This is a genomic window from Mycobacterium paraense, from assembly GCF_002101815.1.
Taxonomy (GTDB): domain Bacteria; phylum Actinomycetota; class Actinomycetes; order Mycobacteriales; family Mycobacteriaceae; genus Mycobacterium; species Mycobacterium paraense.
The window spans coordinates 120754-134472 of record NZ_LQPM01000049.1 but is presented as its reverse complement, the minus strand read 5'-3'; the positions used below and the strand labels follow the sequence as shown (position 1 = coordinate 134472).

The window sequence follows — 13719 nt, the reverse complement described above, 5'->3', positions numbered from 1 at the left end:
CCCCGGCCGACCCGGGCACCCCGCCGCCCCCTCCCTCGGTGACCGTCAACGTCCCCGGAGTGATCCCCGTGCCGGTGCCGGTTCCGGTGCCGGTGCCGCCGCAGCAGGGTGGCGGTCAGCAGCAGGGTAGTGGCCAGCAGCAGGGTGGTGGCCAGCAGCAGGGCGGTGGCCAGCAGGGCGGTGGCCAGCAGGGTGGTGGCCACCCGCCGATCCAGTGCCTGGCCTGCCAGCAGCACCCGATCCAGCAGCAGCCGATCCACCCGCAACCGATCCAGCAGCAGCCGGTCCACCCACAGCCGATCCAGCAGCTGCCGGCCCCCGGGAAGAAGTGAGCCACATCTGCTCAACCGCGAAAGTGCAACTGCCGACACGTTTCCCGAGAGGGGCGGTCGGCAGTTGCACTTTCGCGGTGTGGTTACACGCGCGAACGCAACGCGCGGCGCGCGTGCGGCCAGAACGGCATCCCGGCCACGACCGTCGCGCCGGTGGCGATGACGCCGACCGCGACGTCGACGCTCTCCCGGCCGTCCTGCGCCCAGTAGACGTCCTTGAGGTCCAGCAGCAGGGCCAGCTCGTCGACGATCATCGCGTTCGCGGCGCCGAACGCGATCGCCGCCGCGGGGTGGTGCCGCTGCTTGTCCGATCCGCGCAGCCCCACGCCGGCGACCGTCGCCAGCATTCCAATGCCGATGTTGTAGTGGTGAAAGTGCTTGCCGCCCAAGCTCACACCGCCACCCGACGGCCCGTGGCCGGCTCGGATCCAGTGCGTGAGCCCGCGCAGCCCGGCAAATGTGAGCGTGAACGACGCCCAGGCCAGCACGGTGGTCTGCTCACCGGGTTGCAACCGCTGGTCCCACTGGTGACGCAACCGCCCCAGCCGGGACGTCGGCGCGCTCAGCTCGGCGTCCATACCCAGGACGTTAGACCAATAGCATCGGCAGGTGTGGAGTCCCGCTGGGTGTTGCACCTGGACATGGACGCGTTCTTCGCCTCCGTCGAGCAGCTGACGCGACCGACCCTGCGGGGGCGGCCGGTGCTGGTTGGCGGGCTTGGTGGCCGCGGCGTGGTGGCGGGCGCCAGCTACGAGGCCCGCGTGTTCGGCGCCCGGTCGGCCATGCCCATGCATCAGGCGCGCCGGCTGGTCGGCGTGACCGCGGTGGTGTTGCCGCCGCGCGGTGTCGTGTACGGGGTGGCCAGCCGCCGGGTGTTCGACACGGTGCGGGGCCTGGTGCCCGTCGTCGAGCAGCTGTCCGTCGACGAGGGCTTCGGTGAGCCACCACAACTCGCCGGGGCGCCGGCCGAAGACGTCGAGGCGTTCTGCGAAAGTTTGCGGCGCCGCATTCGCGACGAGACCGGCCTGGTCGCCTCGGTCGGCGCGGGTTCGGGCAAGCAGATCGCCAAGATCGCGTCCGGCCTGGCCAAACCCGATGGCGTGCGGGTGATCCGGCGCGCGGAGGAGCGGTCGCTGCTCGACGGGTTGCCGGTGCGCCGGCTGTGGGGCATCGGCCCGGTCGCCGAGGAGAAACTGAATCGGCTCGGCATCGAGACGATCGGGCAGCTGGCCGCGCTGACCGACGCCGAGGTGGCCAACCTGCTCGGCGCGACGGTCGGCCCGGCGCTGCACCGCCTGGCCCGGGGCATCGACGACCGCCCCGTCGCCGAACGCGCCGAGGCCAAGCAGATCAGCTCGGAGTCGACCTTCGCCGTCGATCTGACCAGCCTCGAGCAGCTGCGCGACGCCATCGACCCGATCGCCGAGCACGCCCACCAACGCCTGCTGCGCGACGGCCGCGGCGCGCGCACCGTCACGGTCAAGCTGAAGAAGTCCGACATGAGCACGCTGACCCGCTCGGCGACGCTGCCCTACGCGACGACCGAAGCGGGCGCGTTGATGGCGGTGGCCCGCCGGCTGCTGCTCGACCCGCGCGATATCGGGCCGATTCGCCTTCTGGGCGTGGGCTTTTCGGGATTGAGCGACGTGCGCCAGGAGTCGCTGTTCCCCGACCTGGAGTTGGCGGGGGAGACCCTGCAACCCCAGGAGGAACAACCCGTGGCGACCGCGACCGAGGCGATGTTCGCGCCGGCCCCGGAAGCGTCGGCGTCGCGGGTGGGAGACGCCGCGGGGTGGCGGGTGGGAGACGCCGTCGCCCACCGCGACTTCGGGCACGGCTGGGTGCAGGGCGCGGGCCACGGGGTGGTGACCGTGCGGTTCGAAACCCGCGGCTCGGGCCCGGGCCAGGCGCGCACGTTCCCCGCCGACACGGGCGACCTCACCGGCGCCAACCCCGTCGACTCCCTGGATTGGCCCGACTACATCGGCGCGCTGCAGGCCGACGCGGTGCTATCCCCAGCGGTCGATGACGTCGGCGACGGGTAGCCCCGCGGCCAGCGCGGCCATCGCCAGCACGCGTGCCTGCGGCGGCCGCAGCCTCGGCACCATCACGGCGCCGGCGGCCGCCATGTCGTGGCCGGGGCCGTAACTCGCGCCGACCCTGCCGCCGGGGACCCGGGTGGACACCGCGACGACCACTCCGTCGCCGCAGTGCCGGCGCACGCCCTCGACGACCGCGGCCCCGGCGTTGCCCGAGCCCAGCGCCTCCAGCACGACGGCACGCGCGCCCGCGGCCACGCAGGCGTCCAGCGCCACCGCGTCACTGCCCAGGTACGCCGCCACGATGTCGACCCGCGGCGCACCGGCCGCGGTGAGGTCGCCGAGATACGGGCGCGTCTTGGGGCCGGTCAGGGTCACGCCGCCGCGGCCCACCCCGCCGACCAGTTCGCCGGCGAAGCCGCTCAGGTCCTCGGTCGCCACCTTGTGCATGCCCAGCGGCTGCAGCACCCGGCCGGCGAAGCACACCAGGACCCCCAGGCCGCGGGCGGCGGGGCTGGCCGCGACCGCCAACGCGTCGCGCAGGTTTCCCGGGCCGTCGGCATCCGGGGCGTCGGCGCTGCGCATGGCGCCAGTGAGCACGACCGGGACGTCGCCCGCGTGCGTGAGGTCGAGCCACAGGGCGCTCTCCTCCATGGTGTCGGTGCCGTGGGTGATGACCACACCGTCGACGCCGTCGTCGATGGCGGCGCGCACGGCGCCCCGCATTTTGTCCCAGTCGGCCGGTGTCAGCTCCGAGCTGTCGACGGACAGCAGGTCGACGACGCTGACGTCGAACGTCCCGCGGACGGGCGCTGTCAGCTCCGCACCGCTGTAGGCCGGTCGCCGCACCCCGTCGGCGCCCTTACCGGTCGATATCGTGCCTCCGGTGGCGATGACGGTGAGGCGGCCCTTCGAATAAGCCACAGTGGCATCATCGCGCACCGTCGGGTTAGGGGATGATGGTGACGTGTCCGACGAACCATCAGGGCCGGCCCCGGAGGTGGCCGAACCCGAACCCGCACCCACCAGGCCGCCGAGGCGGCTGCGCCTGCTGCTGTCGGTCGCGGCGGTGGTGCTGGCGCTGGACATCGTGACGAAGGTGCTCGCCGTCAGGCTGCTGCCCCCCGGCCAGCCGGTATCGATCATCGGCGACACGGTGACCTGGACTTTGGTGCGTAACTCGGGCGCCGCGTTCTCGATGGCCACCGGGTACACCTGGGTGCTGACGCTGATCGCGACGGGCGTCGTCGTCGGCATCTTCTGGATGGGGCGACGGCTGGTGTCGCCGTGGTGGGCGGTCGGGCTCGGGATGATCCTCGGCGGCGCCATGGGCAACCTCGTCGATCGCTTCTTCCGGTCGCCCGGGCCGCTGCGCGGCCACGTCGTGGACTTCTTTTCTGTCGGCTGGTGGCCGGTGTTCAACGTCGCCGACCCGTCCGTGGTCGGCGGGGCCATCCTGCTGGTGGTGCTGTCGATCTTCGGCTACGACTTCGACACCGTGGGCCGGCGCAAGGCCGTCGAGCGTTGACCGAGCGATCGATGCCCGTCCCCGAGGGACTCGCGGGCATGCGGGTCGATGCCGGGCTGGCGCGCCTGCTCGGGCTGTCGCGCAGCGCCGCGGCCGCGCTGGCCGAAGGCGGCGGCGTCGAACTCGACGGGGTGCCGGCGGGCAAGTCCGACCGCCTGACCGGCGGCGCCTTCCTGCACGTGCGCCTGCCCGAGGCACCGGCCCCGCCGGAAAACACGCCCGTCGACATCGAGGGCATGACGATCCTCTATTCCGACGACGACATCGTCGCGGTCGACAAGCCCGCCGCGGTGGCCGCCCACGCGTCGGTGGGCTGGACTGGGCCCACGGTGCTCGGCGGCCTGGCCGCCGCCGGTTACCGGATCACCACCTCCGGTGTGCCCGAGCGGCAGGGCATCGTGCACCGCCTCGACGTCGGCACCTCCGGAGTGATGGTCGTGGCGCTGTCCGAGCGCGCCTACACGGTGCTCAAGCGTGCGTTCAAGCAGCGCACCGTCGACAAGCGTTACCACGCGCTGGTGCAGGGGCATCCCGATCCGTCCAGCGGGACGATCGACGCGCCTATCGGACGGCACCGCGGCGGCGAGTGGAAGTTCGCCGTCACCAAGGACGGCCGGCACAGCCTCACCCACTACGACACCGTGGAGGCGTTCGTCGCGGCGAGCCTGCTCGACGTGCACCTGGAAACCGGGCGCACTCACCAGATCCGGGTGCATTTCTCCGCGCTGCACCATCCGTGCTGCGGTGACCTCGTGTATGGGGCCGATCCGGTGCTGGCGAAAAGGCTTGGGCTGGAACGACAATGGCTCCACGCGCGGTCGCTGTCCTTCGCCCACCCGGCCGACGGCAGGCGGATGGAGATCGTCAGCCCCTACCCGCCCGATCTGCAGCACGCCCTGGACGTGTTGCGCGCCGAGGGCTGATCACCCGGCCTTGCGCTAGGAGATTCGTCGAGCCTGTAATTTTGCAGGGCTTGTCTCGCATTTCTTCTGCAGATTCACAGGCTCGGTGGATGTTGGTGCCGGATCACAGGGCTGATCACCCGGCCTTGCGGGCCTCGACCAGGACGCGCGTCGGGTGCGCGACGAACCGCCCGTCGGCCTCGATCTGCTGGTGAAGCTCGCGCAGCCGGTCCCGGTAGCGCTCCACCGTGAAGTCCGGCACCGTCCACACCACCTTGCGCAGGAAGTAGACGACGGCGCCGATGTCGAAGAACTCGGCCCTGAGCCGCTCCGCGCGCACATCCACGACCTGCAGGCCCGCGGCCTCCACCTGCGCGCGCACGGCGTCCGGATGAAACTCTGCCCATTTCTCCGGCTGCGGCCCGATGAAGTACTCGACCAGCTCGCCCATGGTGGCGGGCCCGATGTGCTGAGCGAAATACGTGCCGCCCGGCCGCAGCACGCGGCGGATCTCGGCCCACCACACCGAGATCGGATGCCGGGTGGTCACCAGGTCGAACGCCTCGTCGGCGAAGGGCAGCGGCGGCTCGTCCCGGGTCGCGACGAGCACCACGCCGAGCGGATGCAGGCGTTTGGTCGCCAGCGCCGCGTTCGGGGGCCACGTCTCGATGGCCGCCATGGTGGGCGGGAACGGCGCCGCGCCGGCCAGCACCTCACCGCCCCCGGTGTGAATGTCGAGCGCCGCCGACACCGCCGCCAAGCGACCGCTCAGCTGCCGCTGGAAACCCCAGGACGGCCTCTCCTCGGTCGCGCGGCCGTCGAGCCAGGAGAAGTCCCAGCCGTCGACGGATACGGAATCGGCTTCGGCGACCAGGTCTTCGAATGTGCGGGACATGCATTGCATTGTCACCGAAGCACCGAGATCGCCGCCATGGTGGCGGCCGGCGGCCTCAGACCGTGCTGGGTTCGGACGACGCGATCTCGGGGGCCAGCGGCGCGATGGCGCTGAGTATGTCGGTGACGGTGGCCGACGGCACTCCGGCGGCGGCGAGCGCCTCGGCCAGGTGCCCGGCAACCAGGCTGAAGTGGTGCATGGTGATGCCGCGCCCCTGGTGCACCTGCTTCATCGGTGCGCCCGTGTAGGGCTCGGGTCCGCCGAGGGCGGCCGCGAAGAACTCGACCTGCTTGCCCTTGAGGCGGTTCATGTTGGTGCCGGTGAAGAAGCCGGACAGGTGGTCGTCGGCAAGCACGCGAACATAGAAGTCCTCGACGACGGCCTCGAGGGCCTCGTGCCCGCCGATCCGCTCGTAGATCGTGGCCGGCTCTGGATTGCGGAAGCGTGCCAGAATTCTCATAAATCCGATGGGAACATCGCGGCGTTGCCCGCCAGTTAGTGCGCGATCACACCCGGATTACTCTCTGTAACAAGGGGATTGCCCACCAATGGCCCCGGCTCGGGCCGCCGTGTGAGCCGCCGAAGCGTCGTTCACATGGCGGCAATCTTGCCTCGGACCGCCGGCGGATGCCCTAGGTTGGTTTTATGACCCACGTCACATTGCCCGTCAGGAGCGCATGCCGATGAATCTCCTTGGAGAGTTGACCAACCTGGTGGAGAAGCCTTTCGCGGCGATGTCCAACATCATCAACACCCCCAACTCCGCCGGGCGATATCGGCCGTTCTATCTGCGGAACGTGCTGGACGCGGTGCAGGGCCGCACGCTCGAGGATGCCGTGCAGGGCAGGATCGTGCTCATCACCGGAGGGTCGTCGGGCATCGGCGAGGCCGCGGCCAAAAAGATCGCGGAGGCCGGCGGGGTGGTGGCGCTGGTCGCCCGCACCCGGGAGAACCTCGAGAAGGTGGCCGACGAGATCCGCGGCAACGGCGGAATCGCGCACGTGTACCCGTGCGACCTGTCCGACGTGGACGCCATCGCCGCGATGGCCGATCAGGTGATCGAGGATCTCGGCGGCGTCGACATCCTGATCAACAACGCCGGGCGGTCGATCCGGCGCTCGCTGAAGCTGTCCTACGACCGCATCCACGACTACCAGCGGACCATGCAACTGAACTACCTCGGCGCCGTGCAGCTCATCCTCAAGTTCATCCCCGGGATGCGCGAACGCGGCTTCGGGCAGATCGTCAACGTCTCGTCGGTCGGTGTGCAGACCCGTGCGCCGCGTTTCGGCGCCTACATCGCGAGCAAGGCCGCCCTCGACAGCCTGTGCGACGCCCTGCAGGCCGAGGTGGTCAACGACAACGTCAAGTTCACCACCGTGCATATGGCTCTGGTGCGCACGCCGATGATCAGCCCGACCACGATGTACGACAAGTTCCCCGCGCTGACGCCCGAGCAGGCCGCCGGCGTGATCGCGGACGCGATCGTGCACCGGCCCAGGCGCGCAAGCTCGCCGTTCGGGCAATTCGCCGCCGTCGCCGACGCGGTGAACCCGGCGGTGATGGACCGCGTGCGCAACCGCGCATTCGCCATGTTCAAAGACTCCGACGCCGCCAAGGGCGGCGAATCGTCCAGTGAGTCAGAGCCTTTCGACAAGCGCAGCGAGACGTTTGTCCGGGCGACCCGAGGGATACATTGGTGACACGATGAGTCTTCCGAAACCTGACACCGACACCACCGTCGTCATCACCGGCGCCTCCTCCGGCATCGGCGCGGAGCTCGCTCGCGGCCTGGCCCGCCGCGGGTTCCCGCTGCTGCTGGTCGCGCGGCGCCGCGAGCGCCTCGACGAACTGGCCAACGAGGTGGGCCAGGAATACTCGGTAGCCGTCGAGGTGCTGCCGCTGGACCTCAGCGATCCCAAAAGCCGCGCCAAGTTGGCGGATCGGCTGCGCAACGAACCGATCGCCGGGCTGTGCAACAGCGCCGGTTTCGGCACCAGCGGGATCTTCTACGAGCTGCCGCTCGACCGCGAAAGCGAAGAGGTGACGCTCAACGCGCTGGCCTTGATGGAACTCACCCACGCGGTGCTGCCCGGCATGGTCGAGCGCGGCGCCGGCGCGGTGATGAACATCGCCTCGATCGCCGGCTTCCAGCCGTTGCCGTACATGGCCGTGTATTCGGCCACCAAGGCGTTCGTGCAGACGTTCTCGGAGGCCATCCACGAGGAGCTGCACGGAACCGGGGTGTCGGTCACGGTCCTGTGCCCTGGGCCGGTCCCCACCGAATGGGCCGAGATCGCCAACGCCGAACGGTTCAGCATCCCGGTGGCGCAGGTGTCGCCGCGCGACGTGGCCGAAGCCGCCATCGGCGGGATGCTGGCCGGCAAGCGCAGCGTGGTTCCGGGCATCGTGCCCAAGGTCGTCAGCACCGGCGGCAGGTTCGTGCCCCGCACCTTGCTGCTGCCGGGGCTGCGGATCGGCAACCGATTCCGCGGCGGGCCCAGCCGCTAGGGGCGACTACCGACTGCTGTATCTGCGCCGGAGATACAAGTACAGGACAACGCCCGCCGCGATCAGCGCCAGTCCGCCCGCGATGAGCGCGACATCGAGGGCCAGGTTCGCCGGTTGGTAGGCGCTGCCGCCGCGCACGTGAACGTCCAGCTGTGACCCGACGGGCAGGGGATTTCGTTCAACCGCAACCCAGCCTCCGCCCCACTTCGCCGTGGGGTGGAACGGGCCGGTCCGTGATACTCCGTTGACGGTCCACCTGACGTCGCATCGGTAGCCCTTGATGCCCTGGGACTCGCGCGGGACGCAGCTGACGACAGTCGCCGTCGCCGGCGTGCCGGAATCCAGGGCCTCGGGCAACACCCCCTGCACGGCCACGCGCAGCCCGACAAACGCGAGAATCATGGCAAAGACGACGCCGATCCAGGCGACGGCGCCGGCGGGCTTGCGGCTACGTGTCCCCGGTGCAGGATTCGCCTGCAACGGTGGCTGCGAACCGGCGACGCCGGCACCGCTGCCTGACGCGTCGAGCTGATGTTCCAAGTTTTGTTGGGCCGCCCTGGCCATCATCAGCAGATCGTGCCGTCTCCTGCCGATGGCGAGCAGGGCGAATCCCGGTACGAACAACGCCGAACACCACCAGTAGCGCGACCAATCGAGCATCGCTGGGAGTCCGGCACAAGCCAGGACAAAACCCCCACCCATCATCAGCCATGCCTTTGTCATGCGTATCCCCTGGACTCTCGGATCCAGCTCGGCCGGTAGCGCTTCTGCTGCTTCCTTCCGCCGGTTTCAGGTTGCACGGTAGAGACGACCGCTTGCGACATTCTTGCAGCGGCGGTTGCCTACCGATTGCAAAAACGCCAATGTTGGCGTTGTGGACCGGCTCGCCCGGCCCGGGGGAATGGGTGTGTTGACGAACCGGCAATGGCTTGACAGAGGAGGAACCCATGGCCGCCGTTGACCTGAGCGCCGACATGCCGATGACCCCGCAGGCGATGTGGGATCACGTGTCGGACCTCTCGGATCTGGGCGAATGGCTGGTCATGCACGAGGGCTGGCGCAGCGAGCTGCCCGACGAGATCACCGAGGGCACCCAGATCGTCGGCGTGGCGCGGTCCAAGGGCCTGCGCAACCGGGTGACCTGGACGGTGACGAAGTGGGACCCGCCGCACGAGGTCGCGATGTCGGGGGCGGGCAAGGGCGGAGCGAAATACGGCGTCACCCTCACCGTGCGGCCCGCCGCGGGCGGGTCCACCCTGGGCCTGCGCCTCGAGCTGGGCGGACGCCCGTTGTTCGGGCCGGTGGGTTCCGCGGCGGCCCGCGCCGTCAGGGGAGACGTGGAGAAGTCGCTGAAGCAGTTTGTGGAGCGCTACGGCTAGGCAGCACCGCCGTGTCGCCGTCCTCCCACAGCAGCAGTTGCCGCACCGACGCGCGCGATCCGTAGGGCTGCAGCATCTGGCTGGCCGGCCGGGGGCGCACCCGTTGCGGCCACCAGAACCAGCGCCCGAGAAGCGTTGCGACGGAAGGCGTCATGAAGGACCGCACGATCAGCGTGTCGAACAGCAGACCCAGGCCGATGGTGGTCCCGATCTGGCCCAGCACTTGGAAACCGCTGAACACGAACGCGCACATGGTGACCGCGAAGACGAGGCCGGCGGAGGTCACCACCGAGCCCGAGCCGGCCATCGAGCGGATGATGCCCGTCTTCAGGCCGGCATGGATTTCCTCTTTGAATCGCGAGATCAGCAACAGGTTGTAGTCGGACCCCACCGCCAACAGCAGGATCACCGCCAGCGCCAGCACCACCCAATACAGCTTGATGCCGAACATGTACTGCCACACCAGCACCGACAGCCCGAAGGAGGCGCCGAGCGACAGGGCGACTGTGCCCACGATGACCAGCGCGGCGACCAGGCTTCGCGTGATGATCATCATGATGAGCAGGATGAGGCTGAGCGCGGCGAGCCCGACGATCAGCAGGTCGTAGCGGGCGCCGTCCTGGATGTCCTTGTAGGTGGCGGCGGTGCCGCCGATGTAGATCTGGGCGTCGGCCATCGGCGTGCCCTTCAGGGCCTCATGCGCGGCGTTGACGATCGGATCGATGTGCGAAATGCCTTGCGGCGTAGCGGGATCGCCGTCATGGGTGACGATCATCCGGGCCGCCTTGCCGTCGGGGGAGAGGAACAGTTTCAGCCCGCGTTTGAAGTCCGGGTTGTTGAACACCTCCGGAGGCAAATAGAAGCTGTCGTCGTTCTTCGCGGTGTCGAAGGCCCGCCCCAGCGCCGTCGCGTTGTCGATCGCGGCCTGCGTCTGGGCGTTGATGCCGGCCTGGGTGGCGTGGCTGGCCAGCGTCAGCTGGCGGTTGGTCTCCTGGCTGTCGATCTGGGGCGGGATCAGCGCGACGAGCTTGGGCTGCAGCGCGTCGAGCTTGTCCAGGGTGGCGGTGAGGTTTTCGAATTTCTCGGTGAGCTGGTCGATGCCGTCGAGGGCGTCGAGGACGGATCGGATCGCCCAGCACGCCGGGATGTCGAAGCAGTGTCTCTCCCAATAGAAATAGCTGCGGATCGGCCGGAAGAAGTCGTCGAAATTCGCGATCTTGTCCCGCAGGTCCCTGATCGTGTCGACAGTGTCGTGAAAGCTCTGCGTCTCGGCGTGGGTGGCCGCGGCGAGCTGCTGCTGCAGCGCGTACTGCTCCTTGAGGATGTTGATGGTCTTCGCCAATTCGCCGGCCTGCTTGAGCAGGTCGTCCGCCCGATCCCGTTGGTACGTCAGGTTTTCCTGCTGGGCGGCGCTCTGGTTGCTGATCACGAAGGCGAGCGAGCTGTGGTCGAGCGGGGTCCCGAGCGGCCGGGTGATGGTCTGCACCTGCGCGACGCCGGGCACATGGAACACCGCCTTGGCCACCCGGTCCAGGATCAGCATGTCGGCCGGGTTGCGCATGTCGTGATCCGTTTCGACCATGAGCAATTCGGGTTCCAGCCGGGCGCGCGAGAAGTGCTTCTCGGCGGCGGTGTAACCGATGTTGGCCGGGGCGCTGGCGGGCATGTAGGGCCGGGTGTCGTAGCTCGTCTTGTATCCCGGCAACGCGAGCAGGCCGATCAGGGCCAGGGCGCACGCCGCGGTGAGGATGGGGGCGGGCCAACGGACGATCGCCGTGCCGATACGTCGCCAACCGCGGGTTCGCATCGCGCGTTTCGGGTCGAACACGCCCAGGGCGGCACCCAGGGTGAGCACCGCCGGGCCCAGGGTGAGTGAGGCGAACAGCGCCACGAGGATGCCGAGAGCGGCCGGGATGCCCAGACTTTGGAAGTAGGGCAGCCGCGTGAAGGCCAGACAGAACACCGCGCCGGCGACGGTCAGGCCCGAGCCCAGCACGATGTGGGCCGTGCCGTGATACATGGTGTAGTAGGCGGTTTCCTTGTCCTCGCCGGTCCCGCGCGCCTCCTGGTAGCGGCCGACGAAAAAGATCGCGTAGTCCGTTCCGGCGGCGATCACCAGCAACGTGAGCAGGTTCGTCGCGTACGTCGACAACCCGATGATTCCTTCGTTGCCCAGGAAGGCGACGATGCCTCGGGCGGCCGACATTTCGATGAGGACCGTGACGAGCACGAGCAGCATAGTGAAGAACGAACGGTAGACGAACAGCAACATCAGGGCGATCACCCCGACGGTGATCGCGGTGACCTTCGCGGTGCCCTTGCTGCCCACGTCGAACTGATCGGAGATGAGCGGGGCCGCGCCCGTCACGTAGACCCTGACGCCGGGCGGTGGTTGCATGTGCTCGACGATGTCGCGGACGGCGCCGACGCCCTCGTTGGCCAACGCCGAGCCCTGGTTGCCCGCAAGGAACAGCTGGACGTAGGCGGCCTTGCCGTCGCTGCTCTGCGACCCCGCCGCGGTCAGGGTGTCGCCCCAGAAGTCCTGGACGTGCTCGACGTGCTTCTTATCCTGCTCGAGCTTGCGAACCATCGCGTCGTAGAACCGGTGGGCGTCCGCGCCGAGCGGCTTGTCGCCTTCCAGCACGATCATGGCCGAGCTGTCGGTGTCGAACTCGTGGAAGGCCTGTCCGATGCGCTTGATCGCCTTCAGCGACGGCGCGTCGGGCGAGTTCAGCGCCACGTTGTGGGTTTTTCCCACGTCCTCCAGCTGCGGCACCGCGATGTTCGTGATGGCGGCGAGCGCCACCCAGAACAGCAGGATCGGCAGCGAGAGCCGGCGGATGGTGTGCGGCAGGCGCGGCCGCGTCTGTTGATCGTTGCTCATCCCGACTTATCCAGACAGAAGGTGTAGGCGTCGACTTTGTTCACGGTGCGTTCGTCCTTGACCTCGCCGTTGACGGTGATCCGGCAGCCGAGGGTGTCCCCGGTGCCCTGCGCCACCACGTTGCCGATCACCGCGGGCTCGGTCGTGGTGATGGTGTACGACCAGGGCAAAGGCGCGTTCTTGACTTGTTGCGGCTGAGCATTGACGTCCAGGTAGTTGATGGTCGCGACGGCACCCGGCGCGCCGAAGACCTCGAGCACCACCTGTTTTGGGTTGAACGGCACGATCTCGTTGGCCAGGCCGCTGTTGGCCGAGACGTTCGAATGGGAACCGAAGATCCCGTGCAGGCGATAGATGGCGAACCCCGCGAACGTCACGACGAGCACCGCGACCAGCGGTATCCACCCCCGCCTGACCAGAGACGACATCGAAATCCCCTTCACCCGTTGGCCTTTCGATGCTCGGGCGACACCATCACGCTGCCGTGGTGAGCGCGATCGCTGGGTATGACCTTACGGTACTGATCAGTACTGCACAAGAGACGGGACCGTACACTTCGCAGATCATCTATCAACTGGCCTGATATCCGCCGGATCGGGTGAGCCCGGGCATGATGAAGCCGTCCACCAGGGCTTCCACCGTGCGACGCGTGGGCGGCTCGCCCGGGATGATCGAGCGGAAGATCAGGTATCCAGGCAACAGGTCCCACAGTTCGTCGGTGATGGCCGCCTCCTCGATCTCGCCGCGGTAGACGGCCTGCCGCAGGATGTACTGGATGGCGCCCTTGCGCTGATCGAGGAATTGGTGCTGCATGGCGTCCCGAAGGGCGGCGTCGCGCGACACCTCGACGAGCACCGCGCGGATGGTGCCGGCGTTGAGCCGGCCCTGCTGGCAGATGCTCTCGCCGATCTGCAGCAGATCGCCACGCAACGTGCCGGTTTCCGGCGGGACCGCGACCTGGCAGATGCCCTCGATGAAGGCGGCCAGCACCAATTCGGCCTTGGAGGGCCAGCTCCGGTACACCGTGGCCTTGCTGGCCCGGGCTTCGCTGGCCACGGCGTCCACCGTCAACCCGTCGTAACCGCGCTCCTGCAACAGCCGCAACGTCACCGCGAGCAACTCGGCCTCGCGCGGCGACCACGGCGACGGCTCCGCCCGCCAGTCGGCTGTCTGGGCCATGGGCCCACCTTAGATCCGCGGCGCCCGGGCGCGTGAGTTAAAGACACACTCGCGACACGCCGGGGAAGCG

General features: G+C 68.8%; 15 protein-coding genes. 6 read left to right on the top strand and 9 right to left on the bottom strand.

The annotated features are described in order from the left end of the window. Both AWB89_RS27405 and AWB89_RS25910 read right to left on the bottom strand, forming a co-directional pair. The coding region (locus AWB89_RS27405) for a hypothetical protein (protein ID WP_158089852.1) at positions 1 to 347 on the bottom strand (347 nt) is incomplete at its 3' end. Between the two features lie 68 nt (positions 348 to 415). Then, entirely contained in the window at positions 416 to 910 is a 495-nt protein-coding gene (locus AWB89_RS25910; protein WP_085096660.1) for a hypothetical protein, read from the bottom strand. Between the two features lie 33 nt (positions 911 to 943). On the opposite strand from AWB89_RS25910, the gene AWB89_RS25905 reads away from it, so the two are divergent. Beyond that, positions 944 to 2377, top strand: a complete 1434-nt coding sequence (locus AWB89_RS25905) for a DNA polymerase IV (RefSeq protein WP_085177559.1) — start codon at positions 944 to 946, stop codon at positions 2375 to 2377. On the opposite strand, the gene AWB89_RS25900 is transcribed toward AWB89_RS25905, so the two are convergent. Continuing rightward, complete coding sequence (locus AWB89_RS25900) at positions 2342 to 3313, bottom strand: asparaginase (protein ID WP_085177557.1); 972 nt, start codon at positions 3311 to 3313, stop codon at positions 2342 to 2344. The genes AWB89_RS25905 and AWB89_RS25900 overlap by 36 nt on opposite strands. Positions 3314 to 3338: 25 nt before the next feature. Between AWB89_RS25900 and lspA the strand changes: the two genes are divergently transcribed. Next, entirely contained in the window at positions 3339 to 3899 is a 561-nt protein-coding gene (lspA, locus tag AWB89_RS25895; RefSeq protein WP_085177555.1) for a signal peptidase II, read from the top strand. Next, positions 3896 to 4822: an RluA family pseudouridine synthase gene (locus tag AWB89_RS25890; RefSeq protein ID WP_085096648.1), complete on the top strand. Its 927-nt coding sequence runs from the start codon at positions 3896 to 3898 to the stop codon at positions 4820 to 4822. Before lspA ends, AWB89_RS25890 begins: the two co-directional genes overlap by 4 nt. A gap of 115 nt (positions 4823 to 4937) precedes the next feature. Here the strand turns inward: AWB89_RS25890 and AWB89_RS25885 are convergent, their stop codons facing one another. Then, positions 4938 to 5696 (bottom strand): class I SAM-dependent methyltransferase, encoded by a 759-nt coding sequence (locus tag AWB89_RS25885; RefSeq protein WP_085177553.1) that lies wholly within the window; start codon positions 5694 to 5696, stop codon positions 4938 to 4940. A 55-nt stretch (positions 5697 to 5751) separates the two neighbouring features. After that, a complete protein-coding gene (locus AWB89_RS25880) occupies positions 5752 to 6156 on the bottom strand; it encodes a group I truncated hemoglobin (protein WP_085096642.1) in 405 nt (134 codons plus the stop codon). A 223-nt stretch (positions 6157 to 6379) separates the two neighbouring features. Here AWB89_RS25880 and AWB89_RS25875 point away from each other — a divergent pair, with 223 nt between their 5' ends. Continuing rightward, positions 6380 to 7399, top strand: coding sequence for an SDR family NAD(P)-dependent oxidoreductase (locus tag AWB89_RS25875; protein ID WP_085096782.1), 1020 nt, complete (start codon positions 6380 to 6382; stop codon positions 7397 to 7399). A 4-nt stretch (positions 7400 to 7403) separates the two neighbouring features. Next, a complete protein-coding gene (locus AWB89_RS25870) occupies positions 7404 to 8207 on the top strand; it encodes an SDR family NAD(P)-dependent oxidoreductase (protein WP_085096639.1) in 804 nt (267 codons plus the stop codon). 6 nt (positions 8208 to 8213) lie between these two features. On the opposite strand, the gene AWB89_RS25865 is transcribed toward AWB89_RS25870, so the two are convergent. Continuing rightward, positions 8214 to 8930, bottom strand: coding sequence for a hypothetical protein (locus AWB89_RS25865; protein WP_142282645.1), 717 nt, complete (start codon positions 8928 to 8930; stop codon positions 8214 to 8216). Positions 8931 to 9154: 224 nt separating this feature from the next. Here AWB89_RS25865 and AWB89_RS25860 point away from each other — a divergent pair, with 224 nt between their 5' ends. Then, complete coding sequence (locus AWB89_RS25860) at positions 9155 to 9586, top strand: type II toxin-antitoxin system Rv0910 family toxin (protein WP_085096633.1); 432 nt, start codon at positions 9155 to 9157, stop codon at positions 9584 to 9586. Here the strand turns inward: AWB89_RS25860 and AWB89_RS25855 are convergent. From AWB89_RS25855 to AWB89_RS25845, 3 genes are all read right to left on the bottom strand, one after another. Next, positions 9534 to 12470 (bottom strand): MMPL/RND family transporter, encoded by a 2937-nt coding sequence (locus AWB89_RS25855; protein WP_085177549.1) that lies wholly within the window; start codon positions 12468 to 12470, stop codon positions 9534 to 9536. The genes AWB89_RS25860 and AWB89_RS25855 overlap by 53 nt on opposite strands. Continuing rightward, on the bottom strand, positions 12467 to 12898 hold the full coding sequence (locus AWB89_RS25850; RefSeq protein WP_172401663.1) for an MmpS family transport accessory protein: 432 nt from the start codon (positions 12896 to 12898) through the stop codon (positions 12467 to 12469). The genes AWB89_RS25855 and AWB89_RS25850 overlap by 4 nt, the downstream gene beginning before the upstream one ends. Before the next feature lie 142 nt (positions 12899 to 13040). Further along, positions 13041 to 13649, bottom strand: a complete 609-nt coding sequence (locus AWB89_RS25845) for a TetR/AcrR family transcriptional regulator (RefSeq protein WP_085177547.1) — start codon at positions 13647 to 13649, stop codon at positions 13041 to 13043. Positions 13650 to 13719: the final 70 nt, after the last annotated feature.

Excerpts from the sequence above, each read along its gene's own strand:
- AWB89_RS25910 (WP_085096660.1), bottom strand. The coding sequence starts at position 910 with ATGGACGCCGAGCTGAGCGCGCCGACGTCCCGGCTGGGGCGGTTGCGT.
- AWB89_RS25885 (WP_085177553.1), bottom strand. The coding sequence starts at position 5,696 with ATGTCCCGCACATTCGAAGACCTGGTCGCCGAAGCCGATTCCGTATCC.
- AWB89_RS25880 (WP_085096642.1), bottom strand. The coding sequence starts at position 6,156 with ATGAGAATTCTGGCACGCTTCCGCAATCCAGAGCCGGCCACGATCTAC.
- AWB89_RS25875 (WP_085096782.1), top strand. The coding sequence starts at position 6,380 with ATGAATCTCCTTGGAGAGTTGACCAACCTGGTGGAGAAGCCTTTCGCG.
- AWB89_RS25870 (WP_085096639.1), top strand. The coding sequence starts at position 7,404 with ATGAGTCTTCCGAAACCTGACACCGACACCACCGTCGTCATCACCGGC.
- AWB89_RS25865 (WP_142282645.1), bottom strand. The coding sequence starts at position 8,930 with ATGACAAAGGCATGGCTGATGATGGGTGGGGGTTTTGTCCTGGCTTGT.
- AWB89_RS25860 (WP_085096633.1), top strand. The coding sequence starts at position 9,155 with ATGGCCGCCGTTGACCTGAGCGCCGACATGCCGATGACCCCGCAGGCG.
- AWB89_RS25855 (WP_085177549.1), bottom strand. The coding sequence starts at position 12,470 with ATGAGCAACGATCAACAGACGCGGCCGCGCCTGCCGCACACCATCCGC.
- AWB89_RS25850 (WP_172401663.1), bottom strand. The coding sequence starts at position 12,898 with ATGTCGTCTCTGGTCAGGCGGGGGTGGATACCGCTGGTCGCGGTGCTC.
- AWB89_RS25845 (WP_085177547.1), bottom strand. The coding sequence starts at position 13,649 with ATGGCCCAGACAGCCGACTGGCGGGCGGAGCCGTCGCCGTGGTCGCCG.